Genomic DNA, 25410 nt, shown 5'->3' with positions numbered 1-25410 from the left:
AAAATTGTCAGGCTCCCCCTCTCCGCGGGAGAGGGGCCGTGCCCGGCAGGGGCCGGGGGGTGAGGTGACGCCAGGCCTTACTGCACCGCCACCTTCTGGCTCACATGAAACTCGGGCACGCTCAGCTGGTAAATGCCGGCCGGCAGCGTCTTTTTCACGCCGAGGCGCAGCTCGTTTGTGCCGTTGTAGAGGCGCACGGTTTCCTGGTGCACCAGGCGGCCCGTGAGGTCGTGCAGCTGCACGGTGGCGGCCTGCTCGCGGTTGGCGGTAATCACCACGTCGATGCGGTCGGCGGCGGTGGGGTTGGGGTACACCAGTACCTCGGCGGCGGGTGCTTCCTTAGTGTTGGCCAGCACGGCGGCATCGCGGCGGCCGGTCATGGCGCCGGTTACCACGGTGGGGGCGGTGTAGGTGGCCTTCACGAAGGCACCCTGGCTGGGGTTGGCGGTGCTGGCGTTTTTGGCTTTCAGCGTGTACCAGCCCTCGGTGGTAGGCGTGTAGGTGCCCGTGAGGGTGCCGGTGCCGGTCTGGCTGCTCACCACGGTGCCGGCGCTGTTCAGCACGGCCACCGTGAGGCTGCGCGTGGCATCGACGGGGAAAAGGGTGTAGGTAACGCCTTTGTTGGCGGCCACATAAATGCGGCCGGCCGTGCGGTAGGCCGTGGAGGCGGCTGGCAGCGCGCCGCCCTGCATCAGGCTGCGGCTGTCGGAGTCGCCGAGGTCGTTGGCCAGCTCCCACTCCTGGGTGGTGGTCAGGGCCGGGCGGGTGTAGCCGGTCACGGCATTGGTGGGGGCCCACACCGAGTAGCCCCGGCGGCCGCTGGCGGCCGTGCCGTTGCACGGCGGGGTGTTGATGGCCACGGTCTGCGAGCCGCTCACCGTGACGGTAGCAGTGCCGTTGGCCCCGGAATAGTCTTTCAGCACGGTACCGGGCGCGAAATCGCAACTCACCGTGTTGTTCTGCCAGGTGGTGAAGTTGTCGTTGATGCCGATGATGGCCTTCGTGCTGCGCTCAATCACGAGGTGGTCGGCGGCCTGGTAGCGCACTTTATACGCGCCGTCCTTGAAGTGCAGGTTCTGGTGGCACCACACCAGGTTCACGAGGTCGTCGCGGGTGGGCAGGTCCACGGTGCTTTTGGGGCTGTGCACGTAGCGCTTGCTGGTGTTGCCCACGTTGAAGACGTCCTCAAAAAAGAGCATCGGCGAGCCATCCATGGCCAGCGCGGCAGCATACACGGCCGAGAGGCGCGGGTCAAACGGGTCGATGTGCGGGGCCAGCTCCGAGCCGGTATTCCAGCCGGTGTAGTTGCCGTTGGCGTCTACCTGGGGCCGCATCGTGTCGTGATTGTTCACGAAGGGCACCGTGCGGTGCACAAACGTCCCGTTGATGTTCACCACCCGCGTGCCCTGCTGGTAGCTGGGCAGCGTACCGATGTCGAAGCTGCCGCCCTGGCTCACAACGTTGTACAGGCCGTTGCGCAACGAGAAATCGAAGGTGCCCGAGCGGTTGTTCACGTTGGCCACCCAGCCGTCCATCTGGCTCGACGAGCCTACCCATTCGCCCACGGCGTACATGGTGGCCCCGCCGCTGGCCCAGCCGGCGTTGCTCTGCATATTATACAGGAAGTCTTCCGAAGCGAAGTCGGGGAAATGCTTCACCGCGTCCATTCGTACGCCATCGAAGCCCACTTGCTTCTTGTACCAAATCAGCCAGTTGCGGTTGCCGGTGCGCATGTAGTCGCTGGCCTGCACGGGGTTGTAGGTGGTGGCGTTGGAGCTTTGGCCGTTCGAGCCGGGGTAGTAGCTGATGTCCGGCCCGAAGTAGGTAGCGTTCCAGTCGCCCGAGGTCGAGTTGTTGCCCGGGTTGGGGTTGAAGTTCTGCCAGTTTTTGGCGAAGCGGCCCGAGCGGCTATAGTAGTCAGCGGCGCTCTCGTCGGTCACGGGCTTGGCGTAGCTCACGTAGCGGAAGTTCTTGTACTTGCTGGTGCTGCCGTCTTCCCAGGCGGCGGGGTCCTGCCCGCCCGCACCGGTCGAGGAACCTGCCCCGTCGTTGTGGTTCAGCACCAGGTCCTGAATTACTTCTACGCCATTGGCGTGCAGCACGGCTACGGCGCGCAGCAGCTCGTCCTTGGTGCCCATGCGGGTGGCCAGGAAGCCTTTTTGCCACTTATCGCCCAGGTCGTAGTTGTCGAAGGGGGAGTAGCCGTTGCCCTGGTTGGCGTTTTTGATGGTTGGCGGAATCCAGATAGCATCCACGCCCATGGTTTTGAGGCGCGGGGCCAGGTCGGCGAGGTAGTTGGCCCAGCCGTTGGGGTAGTTCGAATTCCAGAAATCCCACCAGAAGCCCTGCATGACTACTTTTTGGGCGTGGGCCGACTGGTTGCCGGCCCCCAGCAAGGCCAAAGCCAGGGCCAGCGTAAACCGGAATCGTTTGCGGAACGAAAAATGAGGGGAAAAGTGCAGCATGTGTGGGAATTGGGTTTTGTAAAGAAAAAAAGAAGCGTGGCTTAGCAGTCAGCCGCAAAGCAAAAGGGGATATTTTGTTGCTGATTGGGGTATCAAGGTAGAAGAAATGGTTCGGATGGCCTTGCAATGACAAAATATTATTTGTGCATTCGATTGCATTTTTTAAATAATTGTGCTAAAACAACATTTATTGTTCATCAGGCTTCGGGCTAAGCGCTGGCATGGTGCTTTGGGCAATGGTTTCGCACCGGCTCCAGCTTGGTTCGTTTTAGTAAAAGTGTCGGTTGGCGAGTGGTTGCTGCAGCCGCGTGCCGTAGTTTTGGCCCATGGTTAGGTTGAGAGGAGTATGGGAATTTGTCACAGCGTCCGCCGGTAAGGCGCACATCACTGGTTGCCTGGCAGTCACGCTGCTCACCGCCGGTTGCCAGCTGCGCGCCGAGGAGGCGCAAACGCCCGCCAAAAAGCTCGTTTCTACTGCCGCTGCCCTCACATCGGCCGCTTTGCCAGCGGGGGCCGCCCCGGTCCCCGATTCGCTGCGCCTGACCCCGGTGCCCGCGCTGGCCGCCGTGCCCGATACCCTGCGCCAGGCAATCGAGCAGCTGCATGCCGCCCTTGGCCCCGCCGCCGCCACGCTGCGCCCCGAAGTGCTGGAGCAGGCCTGCGTGGGCTACCTCACGCTGCACCCTACCGGCCGAATCGAGCGCGCCGGCCTGCTGGCCGTGGCCGATATGGACCTGCCCAACACCGCCGAACGCCTCTGGGTCATCGACCTGCAGGAAGCGAAAGTGCTGCACCGCAGCCTGGTGGCGCACGGCGAAGGCTCGGGCCACCTGCGCGCCCGCCGCTTCTCCAACCAGGAGTCGTCGGCCTGCACTTCGCTGGGCTTCTACCGCACGGCCGGTACCTACGACGGCATTCACGGCTACTCGCGCCGCATTGAAGGATTGGATAAAAACCAAAACGCCAATGCCTTTGACCGGTATGTGGTGCTGCACGCCGCCGATTACGTCAGCCCGCAATACGTGCGCCAATATGGCCACCTGGGCTATAGCCGGGGCTGCCCTGCCCTGCCACCCGAGCAGTTCAAAGCCATTATTGCCACGCTGCGGGTGGGCAGTATGCTGCTGGTGAGCGGCCCCGGTCTGGCCTCGCGCTGGCTGGATGGGCCGGCCGCCGGCCGCCGGTTTTTGCAGCGCGGCTGGCGCTAGCCGGGCCGCACCTGGAGAAGCAACGGAATCATTTAGCCCGGCAAATCGTTTTTAAAGTAGCCGCCGGAATTTCCACTCCGTATAAAGCATCCGAAACAGCTGTCGCCCGTGCGCCGGCTGCTTTTGTTTCTCCAACCAGCCACTTCGATTATGCATTCGCATCAGCCCAGCATTGTTCAGCGCAAACGCCAAAGCCTGCGTCGTCAGCGCATGGCGCGCCGCGTTCTGCCGTTTTTGGCCTCGTTGTTTTTGGCTACGCCCATGGCCGGCCCTGTCACCAAATCGATGGCTGTCGGCTCGCGCAACGAGTTGCGGATGCCCAAAATAGAATTTTCGCCTAAAGCCCAGTTCGACCAGGAGCTGCGTACCACCTACAAAGCCCTCGGGGCCGAGCAGGAAGGGCTGCGTTTCGAAACCTTTGCCAAGGCCATGACCGGTTACCTCAACCTGCGCCAGGCCGGCAAGCTGGCCGAGGACAAGCAGGTGCTGACGGTTATTGACTTCGACCTGCCCAGCACCGAAAAACGCCTCTGGGTGCTCGATTTGGGCAAGAAGGAAGTTCTCTTCCATACCCTCGTGGCCCACGGCCACAACTCGGGCGAGAACGAAGCCAGCAGCTTTTCCAACACCGACCAAAGCAATATGAGCAGCCTGGGCTTTTATGCCACCGGCAGCGAATATGAGGGCAAGCACGGCCATTCGCTGCGCCTCGAAGGCATGGACGAAGGCGTGAACAGCAACGCCGCGGCCCGTTCCATCGTGATGCACGGCGCTGATTATGTGAGCGAAGACTTTATCAAGCAGAACGGCCGCTTGGGCCGCAGCCTCGGCTGCCCTGCCCTGCCCATGGACCAGTATTCGCAGATTATCGACGTGGTGAACGGTGGCACTTGCCTGTTTCTGAACAAGTCGGACGCAGGCTACTCGTCGCAGTTTTTGAACCAGCAAGTGGCTATGGCTGCTATGGTGCCCCACGCCACGGCCCACGGCATCTCGTAGGTTTCAGCACCGCTGATATTATTGAGAAAGGCTCCCCGCGCAAGCAGGGAGCCTTTTTGTTTTTGGCTGGCTGTCGGAATAAAGGCGAAATGCTACAGCTTCACGCCAAACTTCGCGCCCACTCCTTCCAAATCCTTCACCACGGCATCAAGCAGCGGAATACCGTCCAGCAGGCGATGGGCGGCCATTTCGCGCTCCGGGTCGCCGGGGATGAGGACTTTTTTGCCTTCCACGGCCTGGGCGTTGCGGAAGGTGGTAATCCAGTTATCCATATGCGTTTTAAACTCGTCGGCGGGCCGGAAGGCATCGACGCGCATTGCGCCAAAGAAATGGCCCAGGCCCTGCCCCACGGGGTTGGCCGAGGGCTGGAGGAAGGCCACGAAGGGCGGCACCCACGGCCCGTAGTTCGCCCCGGAGAGCACGGCCGAGAAAATATCGACCACCGCGCCCAGACCGTAGCCCTTGTGCGAGCCGGTAGCCCCGCCCAGAGGAAGCAGCGCGCCGCCGTTTTTCACGGCATTGGCATCGGTGCTGGGCTGGCCGTCGGCAGTTTGGGCCCAGCCTTCGGGCAGGGGTAAGCCCTTGCGCTGGGCAATTTCGAGCTTGCCGTTGGCGGCGGTAGTGGTGGCCATGTCGAGCACGAAATCGGACTGCTCGCCGGCGGGCACGGCCACGGCAATGGGGTTGGTGCCAAGCAGGCGGTCGAGCGAGAAGGTGGGCGCGACGAGCGGCGAGGCATTGGTCATGGCGATGCCAATCATGTCGTGTGCCAGCGGCAACATGGCGTGGTAGCCGGCAATGCCGAAGTGGTTGGAGTTCTTCACCGAAACCCAGCCGGTGCCTACCTGCCGGGCTTTCTCAATGGCCACGTGCATGGCCCGGGGGCCTACTACCAGGCCCAGACCGCCATCGCCGTCCACCACGGCGGTGCTGGGCGTTTCGTAGGTCACGCCCACGCGGGGCGTGGCGTTGATGCGGCCGGCTTCCCACAGGCGCACGTAGCCCACCAGGCGGGCCACACCGTGAGAATCCACGCCGCGCAAGTCGGCCGAAAGCAGGGTTTCGGTGGCGAGGGTGGAATCCTCGGCCGGGCAGCCCATGGCGAGAAAAACGTTTTCGGTGAAGGTGAAAAGCTGGCTGTAGGAGAAGGTCATGTCTTGAGGAATCGGGAAAATGGGGACGTCATGCAGCGCGCAGCGGAGCATCTTTACCGCACTACTAATCCATTCGATTGGTTTAGTGACTGCTGGCAAGATGCTTCGTGGCGCGCTGCATGACGCTCAAAGTAAATTAGACGGCCAGCATCTCCGCCAAAAGCCCTTCCTTGAGCGCATAAGCCGACGTACGAATCCGCGTAATTTCCGTGATGCCCAGCACGAAATCAATCAGCACGGTGGCTACAACCAGCATATCGGCCCGCATGGGCAGGATGCCGGGCAGGGCCTTGCGTTGCTCGTGGTTGCCGCCGAGCAGGTGGCGGTAGCTGCTTTGGAATGATTCGAGGGCCAGCTCGGTGCAGGGCGGCAGCTCGGCCTCGGTGCGCAGCTGGCCGAGCTGCATGTCGGCCAGGCTGTCGAAGCTGCCGGATGCGCCCACAATGCCCACGGGCCGGTACTGCCGCACGGCTTCGATGAGCGGCGTGAGCATTGTGCCGAGGTACTGCTGCTCGGCCTCGACGGCGGCGGCGGGGAATACGCCGCTGGGGTCGGGGAAGAACATATCCAACAGGCGCTGGGCTCCGATTTCGAAGCTCTGCTTCCAGAAAATGGTGGCCTGATTGGCAATGATGAACTCCACCGAGCCGCCGCCGATGTCCATTATCAACTGCGATTCCTCCCCCAAATCCACGGCCTGGCGCACCCCCTGGCAGATTAGTTCGGCCTCGCGCTCGCCAGGAATCACGTTAACCTGAATGCCGGTTTGCTCGAAAATTTCGCGCACCAAATCGGGACCATTTTTCGTGACGCGCATGGCGCTGGTGGCGGTGGCACGCACCTCCGTCACGGCGTGCAGCTCCATTTCCTCCTTGAAGCCAGCCAGCGTGTGCAGGGCGCGGTCGTAGGCCGCCGGGGCGATGATGCCCTGGCTGATGCCGCCTTCGCCCAGGCGCACGCCGGCTTTGGTGCGCAGCACGACCACCGGTGGCTGGCCGGGCGTGGTGGGCATTTCCACAATAAGCAGGTGGAACGTGTTGGTGCCCATATCAATCAGGGCAAGGCGGCGGGGGTGAGAATGGGCGTGATGCATTGAGAAGAAAATATGGCAATGGCAACGAAGGGTGCGATGGGGCTTAGCCGAAGCGCCCGAACATGCGCTTGCTTCCTACGTAAAGAAAGAGCGATGGCTGATAAAAATTTTATTTCAACGAAGAAGTGTCCGGCCTGTCAGCAGTGGTCGCACTGGCAGCAGCAAGCCACCGACCGTTGCGAACACTGCGGCGCGCTGCTGGACCCGCGCACACACGAGGAAACCCGGCAGCGCGCAGCCACGGAGCACCTGCGCGGGGGCATTCAGCTCGTGGAAATATACCCCGAAGATGGCGGCATGGTGCGGTTTTTCAAGACCATCGTGCGGGGCGGGCAGCTGCTATTCGTGGCCATTCTGGGCTTCATTGTGTGGCTGGTAACCGCGCTGGCGGCTTGATATGCGGGTGCTGGCCGGGCTTCGCCACCCCATGTTTTTAGGTAGTGCGCTGCTGTATGGCAGCTACCAGCTGAACAGGCACTGGCTGCAAATACCCCTGCCAGCCGGCCTTGGCTCGTATCTGGGCGATGTGCTGTTTCTGCCCCTGGCGCTCAGCCTGGCCCTGGCTGCGCACCAAATGGTGTACGGCCGCCATGCCACGCTGCCCGGTACCTGGGTGCTCGCCGCCTGGGCCGGCGTAGCGCTGTGGTTCGAAGGCCTACTGCCGCTTTGGTCGGCCCAAGCCGTGGCCGACCCGTGGGACGTGCTGGCTTACGCGGCCGGGGCGCTCATTTTCCAGCTGTGGATGAATAAGCGCGTGCGGTAAGCTTTAGCTTGCCGGGTTTTGAGGCCTTGGGTTTCCCAAAACGGCAAGCTAAAGCTTACCTCACTCACACCGCGAACCGGCAGAACGTGCCCAGCGGCAGCTTGCGCTGGCCGGCATCGTGCAGGTAAATCTCGCCCAGCTCGCGCACGGTCTTCTCACCGGGAAAAATGGCGGTGGTCAGGTTGTCCAGAATCAGGGCTGAGAAGCCCAGCGAATAGAGGTTCACCACGAAAAAATGGTCTTCCGGGTCGAGGAGCTGCTGGCTGAGCTTGAGCATTTCGTTGAGCTCGTCCTCGAGCTGCCATTTCTCGCCGTTGGGGCCGCGGCCGTAGGCGGGCGGGTCGAGAATGAGGCCCTGGTACTTGCTGCCGCGCTTCACTTCGCGGCGCACGTACTTCATGGCGTCTTCCACCAGCCAGCGCACGCCGTCGAGCTGGCTGGCCTCCATGTTGTCGCGGGCCCAGAAGTTGACCTGTTTCACCGAATCGAGGTGCGTAACATCGGCCCCGGCGGCGCGGGCGGCCAGCGTGGCGGCCCCCGTGTAGGCAAACAGGTTGAGCACGCGGGGCAGCTTGGCGCGGCGCAGCCGGGTCTGGTTGTAGATGAACTGCCAGTTGGGGTCCTGCTCGGGAAACAGGCCCACGTGCTTAAACGACGACAGGCCGAGGCGGAATTTCAGCTTCAGGCCATCGGGCCGCTCGTAGGCAATCACCCACTGCTCGGGCATGCTGGGCTTGAGGCGCCACTGGCCTTTTTCGGTGGAGCCGGGAGCGCGGGCGAAAGCAGCATCGGCTTTTTCCCATTCCTTGATAGGCAGGTGCGGGTCCCAGATGGCTTGCGGCTCGGGCCGGGCCAGCACGTAGGGGCCGAAGCGCTCGAGCTTTTGAAAGTTGCCGGAATCAATCAGCTCGTAATCGGGCCAGGGGGAGGTGGTGAGGAAGTCGTACATAAGCAGGCCGCAAAGGTAGGGCCGGGCCGTTTGAGCAAAGCGCCCGGCGCGTAGGTTCCCGGTTTCGTACTGCCTCCGTACGTATCCATCGAAGAAGCGCCCTGCCGCGCTTCACAAACTATTAGCTTTACCGAATGCTTAAATCCGCTAATAACTGGAAAATGAGCTTCATCGCAACACTATTGTTACTGGTCACGGCCTGCTCATCGCCCAACCCGCAGCAAGGAGAAGCATCCGCGCCAGCCCCGGATACCAGCACCGCCTACACCCGCTGCCGCGTGGTGGTACCCAATACTTCCGCCCGCGGCCGGGTGCTCGACCGCAACGACTCGGTGCTGGTGGCCACCCGCGCGCAGTACCTGCTCAGTCTGCCCCGCCGCCCGCCGCTCGATACCCTGGCGCTGGGCAAGCTCCTGGGCTGGGGCCCCGTGGCCACCAAACAGCGCATCGCCGATGCCCTGCCTTACGAGGAAGCCCCCGCCGGCTACCCCGTGCAACTCAGCCTGAGCAAAGCCGAGGCCGAGCGCGTGAAAGCGCACCAAAAAGAATGGCCCGACCTCAAGCTCACCGAGCGCATGCGGCGCGTGTACACGACCCAGGCCGGCGCTCCTGCCCTAGGTTACATGACTGCCGAAGCGCAGTCGTTCCTAAACCAAGCCAGCCGCTACCGGCGGGGACGGTTTTTCCGGCTGCGCAACGGGGGCGTGGAGGCGTACTATAATGGCCTGCTCACGGGCCACGGCGGCATATTGCATCCGCTGCTCGATTCCGCCAACCAAGAGCACGGCACCTGGGCCCCCGATACCATCCAGCAGGTCGGTCAGGACCTGCACCTCAGCCTCGACGCCCGGCTGCAGGCCTACGCCGAGAGCCTGATTGGGGGCCGCAAGGGCTACCTGGTGGCTCTCGACCCGCGCACCGGCGAAATTCTCTGTTTCGTATCGGGGCCCACGTTTTCGGCCCGCACCCTCACCGCGCCCGACCAGGCCGGCGTGCGCGCCAAGCTGCTGCAAAGCGAAGACATGCCCTTGGTGAACCGGCCCGCCATGCTGGCCAACCCGCCGGGCTCGGTGTTCAAGCTCGTGAATGCCGCCGTGGCCCTGCAGCTGGGAGCCATCACGCCCCAAACCGGCTTTCACTGCGACCAGTCACTCATCAGCTGCGTGCACCACCACCCGCCCGGTAAAAACCTGACCATCGGCCTGCAGTACAGCTGCAATCCCTACTTCTACCAGGTGATGCGCAACATCATCAGCCGTATGCCCGACAGCCTCGCCACCGATACCGTGGCCGCCCGCCACGCCAACCTGGCCCAGTGGCGCCGCTACGTGCGGTCCTTCGGCCTCGACTCGGTGCTGGGCGTGGATGTGCCGCGCGAGGCCCCCGGCTTCCTGCCCACGCCCGCTTACTACGACAAAGCCCGCCGCACCACGCACTGGACCTACCGGTCCATCTACTCACTCAGCATCGGGCAGGGCGAAATCAACCTCACCGGCCTGCAAATGGCCAATATGGCCGCCATCATTGCCAACCGGGGCTGGTACATCCGGCCGCACCTGGTGCGCAGCGTGGGCGACGGCGGCCCGCTGCCCCGCTTCACCGAAAAGCACTATACCTTGGTCGACAGCGCCAACCTGGCCGCCCTCGTCCCCGGCATGATTGCCGTGATGCAGCGCGGCGGCACCGCCGAAACCTCCAGCCTAGCCGATGTGGGCATCACCGTGGCCGGCAAAACCGGTACCGTGCAAAACGACGAAGGCGACGACCACGCAACCTTTGTCGGCTTCGCCCCCGCCAACAACCCGCGCATTGCCGTGGCCGTGTACCTCGAAAATGCCGGTTTCGGGGCCACCGCCGCCGCGCCCTGCGCCGTGATGGTGATGGAGAAATACCTGAAGGGCAGCATTGCGCCCAAGCGCAAGCACTGGGAGTCGCGCATCAAGCGCCGGGCGAAGATTGAGGATTAGGGTGGCGCGGGCCGCCCACGAGCACCTCTCCGTTTACCCATTACGTTCCGGCGTCGTCGTCCTTCGCGTGCGCCTCATCCCCCGGCCCCTTCTCCGAAAAGGAGAAGGGGAGCCACGGAGTCTCGTTGAGGAAGTAGTTCTGGAACTCGTTGAACGCACCCCTTCTCCTTTTTCGGAGAAGGGGCCGGGGGATGAGGCGTACGCGAAGGACGACGCCGCCAGGGCCCGACCCACCACCCATTACTTTTGCACCATGCAATTCCATAAATATCAGGGCACCGGCAACGACTTCGTCATGATAGACGACCGTACTCACGCTTTCGACGAAACCGACCAGCCGCTGATTGCCCGGCTCTGCGACCGCCGCTTCGGCATTGGGGCCGACGGCCTGATTCTGCTGCGCAACAAGCCCGATTTCGACTTTGAAATGGTGTATTTCAACGCCGACGGCCGCCCCAGCTCCATGTGCGGCAACGGCGGCCGCTGCACTGTGGCCTTTGCCAAATACCTCGGCCTCATCGGCGACGAAACCCATTTCCTGGCCGTGGACGGCCCCCACGAAGCCCGCGTGGAGCCCGACGGCACCGTGCGCCTGCGCATGATAGACGTGGCCGCCGCTCAAAAAGCCGGGGTAGGGGAGGCCGACGTTTTCCTGCACACCGGCTCGCCCCACCACATTCATTTCCTCGACCCTGAAGAAGGACAGAAGCTGGCCGAGTTCAACGTGTACGGCACCGGACACGAAATCCGGCATAACCCGGCTTACAGCCCGGCCGGTACCAATGTCAACTTCGTAGAAATACCCGCCGACCCCACCCAGCCCTGGCCCGTGCGCACCTACGAGCGCGGCGTAGAAGACGAAACCCTGAGCTGCGGCACCGGCGTAACGGCCGTGGCCCTGGCGGCCTCGCAGCGCGGCGCTACCTCGCCCGTGCGCCTGCAAACCATGGGCGGCGAGCTGGAAGTAAGCTTCGAGCAGCGCCCCGATGGCGGCTTTGAGAATGTGTGGCTGAGCGGGCCGGCTACGCGGGTTTTCGGTGGGGAGATTTAGCCTAACGTCAACCTCACCCCCTGACCCCTGCCGGGCACGGCCCCTCTCCCGCGGAGAGGGAGCACCGGATATGCTGTAATGACAAAAAAATAGCCCGCTTAATGGCGGGCTATTTTCATACGAAGCGAGTTCGTCCGCTCAAAACCGGTGCCCCCTCTCCGCGGGAGAGGGGCCGTGCCCGGCAGGGGGCAGGGGGTGAGGTGACCCGTGAGGCTACTTCTTCAGCATCGCCAGCAGCTCTTCAGCGGCTTTCTCCGACGAGGCGGGGTTCTGGCCCGTAATCAGGTTGCCGGCCGATACCACGTAGGGTGCCCAGTCGGCACCTTTCGAGTACTCGCCACCATTTTCTTTCAGCATGTCTTCCACCAGGAAAGGCACTACGTTGGTCAGCTGCACGGCTTCTTCTTCGGTGTTGGTGAAGCCGGCTACCGACTTGCCTTTCACCAGGGGCTCGCCGTTGGCGGCTTTCACGTGGCGCAGCACGCCGGGGGCGTGGCACACGGCGGCTACCGGCTTGCCGGCGTTGTACATGGCTTCGATGAAGGCGATGGACTTCTTGTCTTCGGCCAAATCCCACAGGGGGCCGTGGCCGCCGGGGTAGAACACGGCATCAAAATCGTCGGCCTTGATGGTGTCGAGCGTCACCGTGCTGGCCAGGGCTTGCTGGGCGGCGGTGTCGGCCTTGAAGCGCTTGGTAGCATCGGTCTGGGCGCTGGGGTCGTCGCTTTTGGGGTCGAGGGGCGGCTGGCCGCCTTTGGGCGAAGCGAGCGTAACATCAGCGCCGGCATCGATGAAGGTGTAGTAAGGCGCGGCGAATTCTTCGAGCCAGAAACCGGTTTTGTGGCCGGTGTTGCCGAGTTCGTCGTGCGAGGTCAAAATCATTGCAATTTTCATGGTGTCTGGGTTTTAGTGGTAATGGAAAAAAAGAGCGGCCGGCGTTAGTCCAGCAGCTGGTAAAAAGTCACGGCACGCTCAGCCAGCAGCGGCCCTATTTGCTTCACCACCAACTCCTGGTAGTGAGCCGAGTCGCGGTGGGCTTCGAGGGCCGTCTGGTCGGCGTACTGCTCGTAAATGAAGAACTTAGTGGGCTCTTTCGGGTCCTGGTGCGCGGTGTATATCAGGTTGCCGGGCTCATCGGCCCGCACGGCAGCGGCGGCTTGCAACAGCAGCTGGCGCACGGTTTCTTCCTGGCCGGTCTGGGCCTGGAAGTGGGCAGCTACGCAGATAATGGATTTGTTGGAGGACATGGCGTAATGTAGGGGCAGGGCCTGCCCCCGCCCGTCGTTGAACGGAATTGTTGCACAGGTTTCTCAGCGGCGCGAACGGCGGGCGGGGGCAGGCCCCGCCCCTACATTACGCCACTTTCACCACGGCTTTGCCGGTATTCTCACCCTTGAACAAGCCCAGGAAAGCCGCCGGAATCTGGTCGAAGCCTTCCGTAACGGTTTCCTCGCCTTTCAGCTGGCCGGCGGCGTACCACTCCGTGAGCTTGGCCACGCCCTCGGGCCAGCGGCTGTAGTAGTCGCTCACGATGAATCCCTGCAGCTTGGTGCTCGTTTTCAGGAGCTTGCCTTCGGGGCGAGGGCCGGTGGGCGTTTCGGTGGCGTTATAGGTTGAAATCTGGCCGCAGAGGGCAATGCGGGCGTGCTTGTTCAGCAGGTCGTACACGGCATCGGTGATGGCCCCGCCCACGTTGTCGAAGTAGCAGTCCACGCCGTTGGGGGCGGCGGCGGCTAGTGCCTTGGCAATGTCGGGCGTGGTTTTGTAGTTGATGGCTTCGTCAAAGCCCAGGGCTTTGAGGTGGGCCACTTTCTCGTCGGAGCCCGCCGTGCCAACCACCCGGCAGCCCTGAATCTTGGCCAGCTGGCCCACAATCAGGCCCACGGCCCCGGCCGCGCCAGATACCACCACCGTTTGGCCGACCTTGGGCTGGCAGATGTCGAGCAGGCCAAAATAGGCCGTGAGGCCGGGCATGCCCAGCAGGCCCAGGAAGTAGCTGGCGGGCGCTTTGTCCACGGGCACGGGGTTCAGGGTTTTGGCATCGGCCACGCTGAACTCCTGCCAGGGCAGGTTGCCCACTACGGTGGTACCTACAGCCAAGTCATCGCTCTGGCTTTCAACAACCTCAGCTACTACGCCACCCGCAATGGGCTGGCCCACTTCAAACGGGGCCACGTACGATTTGGCCGCGCTCATCCGGCCCCGCATGTAGGGGTCGACGGACACGTACCGCGTTTTTAGCAGTACCTGGCCGGCGGCAAGGGCGGGCGTTTCGCGGGTTTCGAACTGGAATTGCTCGGCCGTGGGCTCGCCCTGGGGACGGCTGGCGAGCAGAATAGCTTGCGTTTTCATAGGTATGAGGTATTGAGTTCAGTGAATAAAAAATAGCCGTGCCAGCGTGGTGGCGGCACGGCTATTTCAACTTGGCCGGCCCGAAAGCCAGCGCGCTTAGGCGTTGGTCGTGGTGGTAAGGCTCACCTCGATATTGCCCTTGGTAGCGCGCGAGTAGGGGCAGATGCCGTGAGCGGCTTCCACCAGCTCCTCGGCCTGCTTCTGTTCGAAGCCGGGCAGGTTTACGTGCAAATCGGCCGAGATACCGTAGCCACCGTCCGTGGCCTGACCGAAGCCGATGAGGGCCTCCACGGTCACGTTGTTGAGGCGCACGTTGGCTTGGCGAGCAGCCACGCCCAGCGCGCCTTCGAAGCAGGCGGCGTAGCCGGCGGCAAACAGCTGCTCGGGGTTGGTGGCGCCGGCTTTGCCGGGGCCGCCCATCTCTTTGGGCGTGCTCAGGGTCAGGTTAAGAACGTTGTTGTTGGAGCTAACGTGGCCGTCGCGGCCGCCTTTGGCCAAAGCCTGGGCAGTGAAGATTTTTTCGATTTTCATCGGATTGGGTAAGAAAAAAGTTGAGCGCTGGCCGCTAAGCCAACTGGGTAAGTAAGTGGGTAAGGTGGGTGCGCAGGGCCGTTATCTCGCCTTCCGACATCTGCATCTTGTCGAGCATGAGCAGCGGAATCTGGTCGGCCCGGGCTTCGAGAGCTCGGCCCGCCGGCAGTAGCGCGATGATAACCGACCGCTCGTCGCGCGGGTCGCGGCGGCGGCTGAGCCACTGCTTCTGCTCCATGCGCTTGAGCAGCGGCGTGAGCGTGCCCGAGTCGAGCAGCAGCTTTTCGCCCAGCTCCTTCACCGTGAGCTGCTCGTGCTCCCACAGCAGCAGAAACACGAGGTACTGCGGGTAGGTAAGGTCGAGGGCCTGCAACAGCGGCTGGTAGGCCTTGGTGAGCAGCCGCGACACGGCATAGAACGGGAAGCACAGCTGGTTTTCCAGCTTCAGCAGCGAGTTCTTAGCGGATGGGGTAGGAGGAGTTGCCATGTGGTTTCAAATGGATAAACGGATAACGGTTGTGTAATGTTTGATTGTGCACAATTTATTTTTCTATTACCTGGAAGTAGCCCTGCTTGTAGCACATACTTTAGCTTGGGCGGCGTTGAGCGGACGTTGCCCCACGGGCACAAGCTAAAGCATGTGCTACAAGCTCCGCAATACCTTTACCTCACCATGCACCTGCGCGCCCTCGAACCCGACGACCTCGAATTCCTCTACGCCCTCGAAAACGACCCCGACATCTGGGGCGTGTCGGATACGCTGGCCCCGGTGTCGCGCCACGCCCTGCGCGAATACCTGGCGCACGCCGGCGCGGATTTCTACGTAGTGCGCCAGCTGCGGCTGGTGATTACTACTGAGATTGGCAGCCCGGCCGTGGGTGTCGTCGACCTGTTCGACTTCGACCCGCTGCACCTGCGGGCGGGTGTGGGCATCACCATTCTGGTCAGCGAGCGCCGCCACGGCTATGCCCGCCAGGCCCTGGAGCTACTAAAAAACCACGCTCGCCAGCTGCTGCGCCTGCACCAGATTTACGCGACCGTAGGTGCTGATAATGCCGCGAGTCTGAAGCTGTTTCGCGCCGCTGGGTTCCGGCGCGTGGGCATTCGGCACAGCTGGTTGCGCACCGCTACTGGCTGGCAGGATGCCGTGGAATGGCAGTGCCTGCTCCAGCCTTCGGCCGGGATATAAAAAATCTGATAGCTTTATATTGTCCTGATAGCGTGTAGCGTTGGCATGTGCTTAGCAAAGTAAGCTGGGCTATATCCTTTGGCCGAAGGGCTGCGTATACCCTTGCAAGCGTCCCGGCTGCGTAGGTAGAGAGTCCCTCCGGCGCGGCGCGAAACCCCTTTTCCTGCCAAGTTTCATGCCCCCTTCTTCGACGGTGGAAGTGCCTTTACGCGCCTCTGCCACCGCTGCCCGGCCCAGCGAATCAGCTGCCGAAAATAACGCTCCTTATACGTTGCCCGACCTGGTGTGCTTCGCGCATTTGCATTGGGATTTTGTGTGGCAGCGCCCCCAGCACCTGCTGTCGCGCTTTGCCCAGTACGGCCGGGTGTTTTATGTCGAAGACGCTTTCTACCACCACGATAACCTGGTTGAGCCGCACGTCGAAATCAAGCTCCGCGACAACGGCGTGAAAGTAGTGGTGGTGCACCTGCCCGCGCGCCTGCGCGAGGACGAAGCCGCCGCCGACCAGGCCCAGTTCGAAGTACTGAGCCATTATTTTGCCGAGCAGAGCGTCACGAACTACGTGTTCTGGTACTACACGCCCATGGCCCTGGGCAAGTCGCGCCAGTTCACGCCCAAGCTCACCGTGTACGATTGCATGGACGAGCTGGCGGCCTTCAAGTTTGCCCCGCCCGAGCTCAAAAAGCGCGAGCAGGAGCTCTTCGCCAAAGCCGACCTCGTGTTCACCGGCGGCCACACGCTCTACGAATCCAAGCGCGAGCAGCACCCTGACGCGCACCCCTTCCCGAGCAGCATCGACAAAGCCCACTTTGGCCAGGCGCGGGGCCCCATGGCCGAGCCCGCCGACCAGGCCGGCATTGCGCACCCCCGCATCGGCTTCTTCGGCGTGGTGGACGAGCGGCTGGATATTGAGCTGCTGCGCGAGCTGGCGGAGAACCACGCCGAGTGGCAGTTTGTCATCATTGGCCCGGTGGTGAAGATTGACCCGGCTACCCTGCCGCGCACCCCCAACGTGCATTACCTCGGCGGCAAGGATTATAAGGAACTGCCCGCCTATTTAAAGGGTTGGGATGTAGCCACGCTGCTGTTTGCTGATAACGAAAGCACCAAGTTTATTTCGCCTACTAAAACGCCTGAATATCTCGCCGCTGGCAACCCCGTGGTGAGCACGCCCATCCGCGACGTGGTGCGGCCCTACGGCGACCTCAAGCTGGTGCACATCGCCGATAACGCCGCCGATTTCGGTGCCGCCATTGCCAAAGCCCTCACCCAGCGCACAGACGCCGACTGGCGCCAGCGCACCGACGATTACCTGGCCACCATTTCCTGGGACCAGACCTGGCAGCAAATGGTGAGCCTGATGCAGGCCCGCCTGGGTGCCAAAAAGCCCGACGCTTCCACCACCATGACCGGTGTGCCGCTCATGCCCACCAAAGTATCGGAAGTAACGCTGCCGCCCATCGCCTAGCCTCTTGGCCGTCGGGAAGGGCCGGCCCAAGCCGCGCCTGGCCGACGAATTGCGCCTTGGTTTTATGGCATATATGCTGATTATCAGCTGATTAAAAAAAATAAAACGTCCCTTTCTTACCACTTTCCATACACAGCACTATGTTTGATTACCTCATCGTTGGGGCCGGTTTTGCCGGCAGCGTGCTGGCCGAGCGGCTGGCCACCCGCAGCAACAAAAAAGTCCTCGTAATTGACAAGCGCAGCCACATTGCCGGCAACGCCTACGACCATTACAACGAGGACGGCATTCTGGTGCACAAGTATGGCCCGCACATCTTTCACACCAATTCGAAAGACGTGTTCGAGTACCTCGGCAACTTCACCGACTGGCGCCCCTACGAGCACCGCGTGCTCGCGTCTGTGGATGGCCAGCACGTGCCGATGCCCATCAACCTGGACACTATCAACAAGCTCTACGGTCTGAACCTGACCAGCTTCGAGGTGGAAGAATTCTTCGCCTCCGTGGCCGAGCAGGTCGATGTCATCAAGACGTCGGAAGACGTGGTGGTGAGCAAAGTAGGCCGCGAGCTGTACAACAAATTCTTTAAGAACTACACCAACAAGCAGTGGGGCCTCGACCCTTCGCAGCTCGATAAGTCGGTGACCAGCCGCGTGCCCACCCGCACCAACCGCGACGACCGGTACTTTACCGACACCTACCAGGCCATGCCCCTGCACGGCTACACCCGGATGTTTGAGAACATGCTCAACCACCCGAATATCAAGGTGATGCTGAATACGGACTACCACGAAATCATGGACTTCATTCCCTTCAAGGAAATGATTTTCACCGGCCCGGTAGATGAGTATTTCGACTTCAAGTTCGGCAAGCTGCCCTATCGCTCGCTCGAATTCCGGCACGAAACCCTGAACAAGGAGAAGCACCTCGCCGCCCCCGTGGTGAACTACCCCAACGATAACCTCTACACGCGCATCACTGAGTTCAAGGCCCTCACCGGTCAGGAACACCCCAAAACGGCCATTGTGTACGAATACCCGCAGGCTGAGGGCGACCCGTACTACCCCATCCCGATGCCCGAAAACGCCGAGCTGTACAACAAGTACAAGAAGCTGGCCGACGAAACGTCGGGCGTGCATTTTGTAGGCCGCCTCGCCACCTACAAGTACTACAACATGGACCAGGTAGTGGCTCAGGCCCTAACGCTCTACAAGAAGCTGACCGAGAAGGAAAATGCCAGCAAGCCCGCGTTGCCCGCTATCTCCGGCAGCACCGCGCTGGTCGAGAAGCTGATAAGCCGCTCGCCAAAACAGGAGTAACGTACCGTAAGCTTCAGCTTGCGACGAGCAAAGCGAGTATAATTGCTACACGGAGCGGGACCGATACTCGCTCTGCTCGTCGCAAGCTGAAGCTTACGGTACAGTAGTCAGGCCCCGCCAATTTGGCGGGGCTTTTCGTTTTGGGACGGTTTTAGCAGAACGCTCCGTAAATTTGAGGTGCGCGCAAACGCATTTCGCTATAAAAACTACCTGATGTTTGACTTCCTAGGCAAGACCGTCGCCAAAATATTCGGCTCCAAGTCGGAGCGTGATTTAAAGGAAATCGTGCCCTACGTGGCGCTGATTAATGCCGAATATGCCAAACTGGCCGGTTTGACCGATGACCAGCTGCGCGACCAGACCGACGCCGTGCGCGCCCGCATTGCCGAGCGCCTCGCTGGCCTCGACGGCCAGATTGCCGGTTTGCACCAGCAAATCGACACGCAGCTGCAGCTGGATGTGGCGCAGAAAGAAGTGCTGTTCGAGCAGATTGACGCGCTGGAAAAGCAGCGCAACAAGGACCTCGAAGCCGTGCTGCTGGAGGTGCTGCCCGTGGCTTTCGCCATTGTGAAGGACACTGCCCGCCGCTACAAGGACAACGGCCAGCTGGTAGTAACCGCCAATGCCCGCGACCGCGAATACGCCGCTACCCACGGCAACGTGACCTTCGAGGGCGATAAAGCCATCTGGAGCAACAAGTGGCTGGCTGCCGGTGCCGAAATCGTCTGGGACATGGTGCACTACGACGTGCAGCTGATTGGCGGCGTGGTGCTGCACCAGGGCAAAATATCGGAAATGGCCACGGGCGAAGGCAAAACGCTGGTTTCTACTTTGCCCTCGTTCCTGAATGCGCTCTCGAAGCGCGGCGTGCACTTGGTGACGGTGAACGACTACCTGGCCAAGCGTGACTCCGAATGGAACGCGCCGCTGTTCGAGTTCCACGGCATCACCGTGGACTGCATCGACAAGCACCAGCCCAACACGCCCGAGCGCCGCGCCGCCTACCAGGCCGATATTACCTACGGCACCAACAACGAATTCGGCTTCGACTACCTGCGCGACAACATGGCCCGCGACCCCGAGGAGTTGGTGCAGCGCAAGCACCACTTTGCCATGGTCGACGAAGTAGACTCCGTGCTGATTGACGATGCGCGGACGCCGCTCATTATCTCCGGCCCGGTGCCGCGCGGTGATGTGCACGAGTTCTACCAGCTTAAGCCGCGCATTCAGCGCATCGTGGACGAACAGAAAAAAGTGGTGCAGGCCTACCTCGTGGAAGCCCGCAAGCAGATTGCCGCCGGCAAAACCGGGGTGGAGCCCGGCGACAAAAACGGCGAGGGCGGCCTGATGCTGTTCCGCGCCCACCGCGGCCTGCCCAAGAGCAAGCCCCTCATCAAGTACCTCTCGGAGCCCGGCATCCGCGCCATATTGCTGGCTACCGAGAACCACTACCTGGCCGACAACTCGCGCCAGATGCCCAAGGCTGATGAAACGCTGTTCTTCACCATTGACGAGAAGAACAACCAGATTGAGCTGACCGAAAAAGGCCTGGATTTGATTACGGCGCAGGGCGAAGACCCGCAGTTGTTCATCATGCCCGATATCGGAATGGCCATTGCCGACATCGAGAAAAATACCGGCCTCACCGCCGAAGAGAAGCTGCATCAGAAGGAAAAACTGATGAGCGACTACAACGAGAAAAGCGAGCGGGTGCACACCGTGAACCAGCTGCTGAAGGCCTACACGCTGTTTGAGAAGGATGACCAGTACATCCTGACCGACGACGGCAAGGTGAAAATCGTGGACGAGCAGACTGGCCGCGTAATGGAAGGCCGCCGCTACTCCGATGGCCTGCACCAAGCCATTGAGGCCAAGGAAAATGTGCGCGTGGAAGACGCGACGCAGACCTACGCCACCGTAACGCTGCAGAACTACTTCCGCATGTACCACAAGCTGTGCGGCATGACCGGTACGGCCGAAACCGAAGCCGGCGAGTTCTGGGAAATCTACAAGCTCGACGTGGTGGTGATTCCCACCAACCGGGTGATTTCGCGCCAGGATTCCGATGACCAGGTGTACAAAACGGTGCGTGAGAAATACAACGCCGTAGCCCTCGAAATCCAGAAGCTGGTGGAAGCCGGCCGGCCGGTGCTGGTGGGTACCACATCGGTAGAAATTTCGGAGCTGATGTCACGCATGCTCAAGCTGCGCGGCATTCAGCACCAAGTACTGAACGCCAAGCAGAATCAGCGCGAGGCCGAGATTGTGGCCGCCGCCGGCTACCCCGGCACTGTGACCATCGCTACCAACATGGCCGGCCGGGGTACCGACATCAAGCTGCGTGAAACCTCCAAGGCGTCGGGTGGCCTGGCCATCATTGGCACCGAGCGCCACGAAAGCCGCCGCGTAGACCGCCAGCTGCGGGGCCGCGCCGGCCGTCAGGGCGACCCCGGCACCTCGCAGTTCTTCGTGTCGCTTGAAGACAACTTGATGCGCCTGTTCGGCTCCGACCGGATTGCGAAGCTGATGGACCGCATGGGCATGGAAGAGGGCGAAGTGATTCAGCACTCGATGATTACCAACTCCATCGAGCGTGCTCAGAAGAAAGTGGAGGAGAACAACTTCGGCACCCGCAAGCGCCTGCTGGAGTACGACGACGTGATGAATGCCCAGCGCGAAGTGGTGTACAAGCGCCGCCGCAACGCCCTGCACGGCGACCGCATGGAAGTCGACATTCTCAACATGATTTACGACGTGAGCGAGGACATCGCCGCCGGCCACAAAATCACGGGCGATTTCGAGGATTTCAAGCTGAACGTCATCAAGGTATTAGGCTACGATACTTACCTCTCAGCGCAGGATTTGACTAGCCTGCAGGTTCCTGCTCTTACGCAGAAGCTGTACGATGAGGCCCTGGGCTACTTCCAGAGCAAGAACGAGCACATCGCCAGCAACTCGCTGCCACTGGTGAACGACCTGCTGAGCAACGGCGCACCCTATGAGAACATCGCCGTGCCCTTCACCGATGGCAAGAAGCAGGTGCAGGCCATTGCCAACCTGCGCCGCGCCCAGGCCACCGGTGGCCACGACATCCTCCGCCAGATGGAGAAAGTGGTGGTGCTGTCGGTCATCGACACGGCTTGGACCCAGCACCTGCGCCAGATGGACGACCTGAAACAGGTTGTGCAAAACGCCGTGTACGAGCAGAAAGACCCGCTGCTGGTGTACAAATTCGAGAGCTTCGAGCTATTCAAGCGCATGATTGGCAAGGTGAACGAGGAAACCACCGCCTTCCTCTTCCACGCCGATGTGCCGGTGAACACCAGCATGGTGGGCACCAATGAAGAGCAGGACTACTACCTCGAAGACGAGGAGCCCCAGCCCCAGCTCACCGTAGAGCACGAGAGTAACCTCGACTCGCTCGGCGCTGGCCCCGAGGACATGGGCCCCGACTACCAGTCGCCCCAGGCTGCTGAGAAACAGGTGCCCGTGCGCAGCCAAAAAGTGGCCAACCGCAACGACAAAGTGAACGTGCAGTACATGGACGGCACCGTGAAGCGCGACGTGAAGTACAAGTCCGTGGAGCAGGACGTGGAAACCGGCCGCGCCGTGCTGGTGGATTAAGGGAGTTAAAAGTTGATAGTTAAAAGTTAAAAAGGCGGCCATCCCATTTGGGAGGCCGCCTTTTTTGTGTGGTTGGTGCTACTGCCAGAGCCTGCTGTTCTGGTCCATGACATCGGCCACGAATTCAGCCAGCTCGCGGTAGGCGGGGGGCTGGGCCTGCTGGATGGCGCGGAGCAGACGAATTAATTGCGGTTTGTCTTCGGTGTCCTCGTCTTTCATTACTTCGATGAAAGCCGGCAGGGTGGGAGGCAGGCCGAAGTCAGCCAGGGCCAAGCCGGAGGCGTGGGCGGCCTCGAAAATCCAGGTATCGCAGGCGGGCTCCATCACGATGAGGTAGTGGCTAGCATGCGCCGGGTGCTGGTAGATGCAATAGCGGCAGTCGGGGCCGAGGCGGGCGGCCACGGGCCGGGAATTGGCAAACGGGCGCAGGTAATGCACATCGGCGAACTTCTTGTCCTTATCCACCATGCCTACCACAAAGCGCGCTTTGCCCGATTTGGCTTGGTCGCGCAGTACGTTGGCTACTTTGGATATGCCGTGCTGGTGGTTGATGAAGGTGAGCCGGTCGGCGAGGAGGGTGCGGGTGAGGGCGGTATCGACGTGGCACTCGGGTACGAACAGGACGTTTTCAGGCATTGGAGGCCGCGCCGGTCGTGAACCGCTTCATGTTGTAGAACACATCAATACCATCGTTGCGAATGCTGCGAATTTCCTCGTCGCTGAGCTGGTGCACCTTGGTTTGGTGGTCCTCATAATAGGCTGCGAACATGGCCAACTCACCAGCCTGCGCGTCGTCGGTGAGCATGGTTTCCAGTATCTCGGTGATGAGGTAGGGGCTGTGTGTGTCGATGAAGAACTGATTACTGGTGCTCTCCACAATACGCCGGCCCAGCTTAGACACATATACCGGAAACGAGTGCGCCTCGGGCTCTTCAAATAGCAGCACCGCATCGTCGTTGCTCTCGATGGCGGCTAGGTAGAAGATGATGCGTTGGAGGGTGTCGGCGACGCTGGAGTAGGGGTAGGAATAGATGATGCCGTCTTGGTCCTTGATGATTTCGAGCCGCCGCTCGTCCATTCTTAATTGTAATTTCTGATTGTAATGCTCAAACATGCGTCCCACTTCTTGCCGTAGCTGGGGGTATCCTTGAATGATTTCAATTAGGTTATCACCATAAGGAGGATTTAAGTATGCATTTCCAGAATCCTGATTAACTAAGGTGCCTTTGCGAAAAGTGTATGGTTTTGGTGTAAAATAAAACGGGGATAATAGCCAATTCTCTCGGAATCCAACTTTGCCATCAACGGTAAATGTTGCTTGTGCATCAAGCTCTGTGTATACAAATTCACAAAGGCTAGATTCGGCTGTAGCTTCTAAATCCAATCTTGGCAGACCATGCATTACAACCTGTTCCATTTCTCCAACAACTTGATTGGACACAATAGAATCATTAGCTCCTGCTAACTCCTGATAAAAGTCTAAATCGCAAAACAAGAATTTAAAGCGACTAGCCCTCTTATCAAAGAACAGCACCGCCACATCCTTATCTGTCTCCACCTTAATCGTATTCCCCACCAGATTATCATAAAACAGCTGGCGCGGCTCTTCGTACCGGATGAAGCTGCCCATGAATTTCTCGGTCTGCTCGTAGGTGATGCCGCCCAGCAGCGTCATAGCTTCCAGCAGGTTTGATTTGCCCACGTTGGGCTCGCCGATAATCAGGTTCACCCGGCGCGGGTGCAGCGTGATGTCCTTGATTGACTTGAAATTCTGGATGCGCAGGAACTTGATGTCGTTTTCCATGGGGAGCGGGGCTTTGGCCAAAAGTACGGGCAAAGCGTAAGGTGTAGGCCAACGCCAGCACTACTGCCCGCCGTACCTTTGCCCCATGACCCTCGCCGCCCGAATCGACCACACCCTGCTGCGCCCCGACTGCACGGAAGCGCAAATCATTCAGCTTTGCGAAGAGGCCGCCGCCCACGGCTTCGCCACGGTGTGCGTGCCGCCGTGCTACGTGGCCCTGGCTACGGCTAAGCTGGAAGGCACGGCGGTGGGCATTTGCACCGTGGTGGGGTTTCCACTGGGCTACGCCACCTCGGCCGCCAAGTTCAAGGAAGCCGAAGTGGCGCTGTATGACGGCGCGACGGAACTGGACATGGTCATCAACATCTCGGCCCTGAAATCGGGCAAAGCCGATGCCATTCAGGCCGAAATCCTGGATTTGGCCGATTTGTGCCACGTCCACCAGGCCCTGCTCAAGGTCATAATTGAAACGGCCTTGCTCACGGAGGAGGAGATTGTGCTGGCCTGCCGCCTGTGCGTGGAAGGCGAGGCCGATTTCGTGAAAACCTCCACTGGCTTTGCCAGCCGGGGCGCTTCGGTGGCCGATATTGCGCTCATGCGCCGTTCCCTGCCCGATTCCGTACGCATCAAGGCCGCCGGGGGCATCCGCACCCGCGAAGCCGCGCTGGCCCTGGTGGCCGCCGGCGCCGACCGCATCGGCGCATCCAATAGCTTGGCCATGATTGCTGAAACCGATGAACCGAATGCTGCCTAAGATGCTCGTTGCCTCCCTGCTTTTCGGTCTCACGGCCTGCGCCGGCACCACCCCTCAGGCCCCCCGCGCCAGCGCGCCCGTTGATACCACGCTCAAAAAAGCCGCTGCAGCGCCTGCCCTACCCGCCGAGGACGTGACGAAGTATCGCCCCGCCTTTGCCGCGCCCAAAGCCACGCCCATCGCGGCCACCGCGCCCGCCAAAACGAACGTGCTGCCTACCAACCACGTCAACGCCCCGGTAGAGCAGCGCCTGCGCGACCAGGCCTTCACCAACCAAAACGTGAAGTATGCCCAAGGCTACCGCCTGCTGGTGTACCTCGGCATCGAGCGCGACCAGGTGATGGCCATCCGCCGCACCGTAATCGGCCGCTACCCCGATGAGACGGACTATATTACCTTCAAATCGCCGGTTTACCGGCTGTATATCGGCGACTACCTCACCAAGCTGGAGGCGGCCCGCGCCATTGCCCGCCTGCGTGGTCTCACGCCCAAGCTGGAGCTCGAACCCACGCAAGTGCTGCTGAACAAGACCCCGTAGAAGCTGATGGAACAGCAAACTCCCCTCCTTTTTTAAGGAGGGGATGTTCGAGCCGAAGGTTCGGACGGGGGCGGTGAAGTCGGTGTTAGAATGGCGCACCGCGTGTTGAATGGTGGGGTGGGGCCCACGTGAAACAAGTAAACCCCCCCAAATTTGTGTTTGGGAAAAAAACCCCACCTATA

General features: G+C 61.2%; 23 protein-coding genes and 1 pseudogene. 12 read left to right on the top strand and 12 right to left on the bottom strand.

Annotated elements, in window-relative coordinates; all coding sequences use genetic code 11:
* Nucleotides 1–77 precede the first annotated feature (77 nt).
* Together HBN54_RS24110 and HBN54_RS24105 are read right to left on the bottom strand one after the other, a co-directional pair.
* Complete coding sequence (locus tag HBN54_RS24110) at nucleotides 78–380, bottom strand: T9SS type A sorting domain-containing protein (RefSeq protein WP_382213398.1); 303 nt, start codon at nucleotides 378–380, stop codon at nucleotides 78–80.
* Nucleotides 381–1325: 945 nt separating this feature from the next.
* Nucleotides 1326–2261, bottom strand: a pseudogene (locus HBN54_RS24105) (alpha-amylase family glycosyl hydrolase); the annotation flags it as partial.
* Nucleotides 2262–2791: 530 nt separating this feature from the next.
* Here HBN54_RS24105 and HBN54_RS05495 point away from each other — a divergent pair.
* Together HBN54_RS05495 and HBN54_RS05490 are read left to right on the top strand one after the other, a co-directional pair.
* A complete protein-coding gene (locus HBN54_RS05495) occupies nucleotides 2792–3673 on the top strand; it encodes a murein L,D-transpeptidase catalytic domain family protein (RefSeq protein WP_168672151.1) in 882 nt (293 codons plus the stop codon).
* A gap of 150 nt (nucleotides 3674–3823) precedes the next feature.
* A complete protein-coding gene (locus tag HBN54_RS05490; RefSeq protein WP_168672150.1) occupies nucleotides 3824–4672 on the top strand; it encodes a murein L,D-transpeptidase catalytic domain family protein in 849 nt (282 codons plus the stop codon).
* Nucleotides 4673–4764: 92 nt separating this feature from the next.
* Here the strand turns inward: HBN54_RS05490 and HBN54_RS05485 are convergent, their stop codons facing one another.
* Together HBN54_RS05485 and HBN54_RS05480 are read right to left on the bottom strand one after the other, a co-directional pair.
* Nucleotides 4765–5826 (bottom strand): Ldh family oxidoreductase, encoded by a 1062-nt coding sequence (locus HBN54_RS05485; RefSeq protein ID WP_168672149.1) that lies wholly within the window; start codon nucleotides 5824–5826, stop codon nucleotides 4765–4767.
* A gap of 136 nt (nucleotides 5827–5962) precedes the next feature.
* Nucleotides 5963–6919 (bottom strand): Ppx/GppA phosphatase family protein, encoded by a 957-nt coding sequence (locus tag HBN54_RS05480; RefSeq protein ID WP_168672148.1) that lies wholly within the window; start codon nucleotides 6917–6919, stop codon nucleotides 5963–5965.
* 93 nt (nucleotides 6920–7012) lie between these two features.
* Between HBN54_RS05480 and HBN54_RS05475 the strand changes: the two genes are divergently transcribed.
* The gene (locus HBN54_RS05475; protein WP_168672147.1) at nucleotides 7013–7315 is read left to right on the top strand and encodes a hypothetical protein; all 303 of its coding nucleotides are present in this window, start codon (nucleotides 7013–7015) and stop codon (nucleotides 7313–7315) included.
* Nucleotides 7316–7346: 31 nt separating this feature from the next.
* Nucleotides 7347–7682, top strand: coding sequence for a magnesium citrate secondary transporter (locus HBN54_RS05470; protein ID WP_168672146.1), 336 nt, complete (start codon nucleotides 7347–7349; stop codon nucleotides 7680–7682).
* A 64-nt stretch (nucleotides 7683–7746) separates the two neighbouring features.
* Here the strand turns inward: HBN54_RS05470 and HBN54_RS05465 are convergent, their stop codons facing one another.
* Nucleotides 7747–8631, bottom strand: a complete 885-nt coding sequence (locus tag HBN54_RS05465) for a class I SAM-dependent methyltransferase (RefSeq protein ID WP_168672145.1) — start codon at nucleotides 8629–8631, stop codon at nucleotides 7747–7749.
* A gap of 134 nt (nucleotides 8632–8765) precedes the next feature.
* On the opposite strand from HBN54_RS05465, the gene HBN54_RS05460 reads away from it, so the two are divergent.
* Nucleotides 8766–10598: a peptidoglycan D,D-transpeptidase FtsI family protein gene (locus HBN54_RS05460; RefSeq protein WP_168672144.1), complete on the top strand. Its 1833-nt coding sequence runs from the start codon at nucleotides 8766–8768 to the stop codon at nucleotides 10596–10598.
* Nucleotides 10599–10851: 253 nt separating this feature from the next.
* Entirely contained in the window at nucleotides 10852–11649 is a 798-nt protein-coding gene (gene dapF, locus HBN54_RS05455; protein ID WP_168672143.1) for a diaminopimelate epimerase, read from the top strand.
* Nucleotides 11650–11862: 213 nt separating this feature from the next.
* Here dapF and HBN54_RS05450 read toward each other — a convergent pair whose 3' ends face one another.
* The 5 genes from HBN54_RS05450 to HBN54_RS05430 all read right to left on the bottom strand — a co-directional run bounded on the left by HBN54_RS05450 (nucleotide 11863) and on the right by HBN54_RS05430 (nucleotide 15019).
* A complete protein-coding gene (locus HBN54_RS05450; protein WP_168672142.1) occupies nucleotides 11863–12543 on the bottom strand; it encodes a type 1 glutamine amidotransferase domain-containing protein in 681 nt (226 codons plus the stop codon).
* Between the two features lie 44 nt (nucleotides 12544–12587).
* Nucleotides 12588–12896: a putative quinol monooxygenase gene (locus HBN54_RS05445; protein WP_168672141.1), complete on the bottom strand. Its 309-nt coding sequence runs from the start codon at nucleotides 12894–12896 to the stop codon at nucleotides 12588–12590.
* Nucleotides 12897–13002: 106 nt separating this feature from the next.
* Complete coding sequence (locus tag HBN54_RS05440; RefSeq protein WP_168672140.1) at nucleotides 13003–14001, bottom strand: NADP-dependent oxidoreductase; 999 nt, start codon at nucleotides 13999–14001, stop codon at nucleotides 13003–13005.
* Nucleotides 14002–14097: 96 nt separating this feature from the next.
* Nucleotides 14098–14532, bottom strand: a complete 435-nt coding sequence (locus HBN54_RS05435; RefSeq protein WP_168672139.1) for an organic hydroperoxide resistance protein — start codon at nucleotides 14530–14532, stop codon at nucleotides 14098–14100.
* Nucleotides 14533–14566: 34 nt separating this feature from the next.
* A complete protein-coding gene (locus tag HBN54_RS05430; RefSeq protein ID WP_168672138.1) occupies nucleotides 14567–15019 on the bottom strand; it encodes a MarR family winged helix-turn-helix transcriptional regulator in 453 nt (150 codons plus the stop codon).
* A gap of 186 nt (nucleotides 15020–15205) precedes the next feature.
* Between HBN54_RS05430 and HBN54_RS05425 the strand changes: the two genes are divergently transcribed.
* The 4 genes from HBN54_RS05425 (at nucleotide 15206) to secA (ending at nucleotide 22132) form a co-directional block, all read left to right on the top strand.
* Nucleotides 15206–15721 (top strand): GNAT family N-acetyltransferase, encoded by a 516-nt coding sequence (locus tag HBN54_RS05425; protein ID WP_168672137.1) that lies wholly within the window; start codon nucleotides 15206–15208, stop codon nucleotides 15719–15721.
* 175 nt (nucleotides 15722–15896) lie between these two features.
* Complete coding sequence (locus HBN54_RS05420; protein WP_168672136.1) at nucleotides 15897–17189, top strand: glycosyltransferase family 1 protein; 1293 nt, start codon at nucleotides 15897–15899, stop codon at nucleotides 17187–17189.
* 140 nt (nucleotides 17190–17329) lie between these two features.
* The gene (gene glf, locus HBN54_RS05415) at nucleotides 17330–18508 is read left to right on the top strand and encodes a UDP-galactopyranose mutase (protein WP_168672135.1); all 1179 of its coding nucleotides are present in this window, start codon (nucleotides 17330–17332) and stop codon (nucleotides 18506–18508) included.
* A 213-nt stretch (nucleotides 18509–18721) separates the two neighbouring features.
* Complete coding sequence (gene secA / locus HBN54_RS05410) at nucleotides 18722–22132, top strand: preprotein translocase subunit SecA (RefSeq protein WP_168672134.1); 3411 nt, start codon at nucleotides 18722–18724, stop codon at nucleotides 22130–22132.
* A 78-nt stretch (nucleotides 22133–22210) separates the two neighbouring features.
* On the opposite strand, the gene HBN54_RS05405 is transcribed toward secA, so the two are convergent.
* Entirely contained in the window at nucleotides 22211–22768 is a 558-nt protein-coding gene (locus tag HBN54_RS05405) for a hypothetical protein (protein WP_168672133.1), read from the bottom strand.
* The gene (locus HBN54_RS05400; RefSeq protein ID WP_168672132.1) at nucleotides 22761–23936 is read right to left on the bottom strand and encodes an AAA family ATPase; all 1176 of its coding nucleotides are present in this window, start codon (nucleotides 23934–23936) and stop codon (nucleotides 22761–22763) included. The genes HBN54_RS05405 and HBN54_RS05400 overlap by 8 nt, the downstream gene beginning before the upstream one ends.
* 85 nt (nucleotides 23937–24021) lie before the next feature.
* Between HBN54_RS05400 and deoC the strand changes: the two genes are divergently transcribed.
* Entirely contained in the window at nucleotides 24022–24690 is a 669-nt protein-coding gene (gene deoC / locus HBN54_RS05395) for a deoxyribose-phosphate aldolase (RefSeq protein WP_168672131.1), read from the top strand.
* Between the two features lies 1 nt (nucleotide 24691).
* Entirely contained in the window at nucleotides 24692–25228 is a 537-nt protein-coding gene (locus HBN54_RS05390; RefSeq protein WP_168672130.1) for a hypothetical protein, read from the top strand.
* The last annotated feature ends 182 nt before the right edge of the window (nucleotides 25229–25410 follow it).

Origin of the sequence: Hymenobacter artigasi, assembly GCF_012275535.1 — a bacterium.
GTDB lineage: Bacteria > Bacteroidota > Bacteroidia > Cytophagales > Hymenobacteraceae > Hymenobacter > Hymenobacter artigasi.
This window is presented reverse-complemented; position numbering and strand designations above follow the sequence as displayed.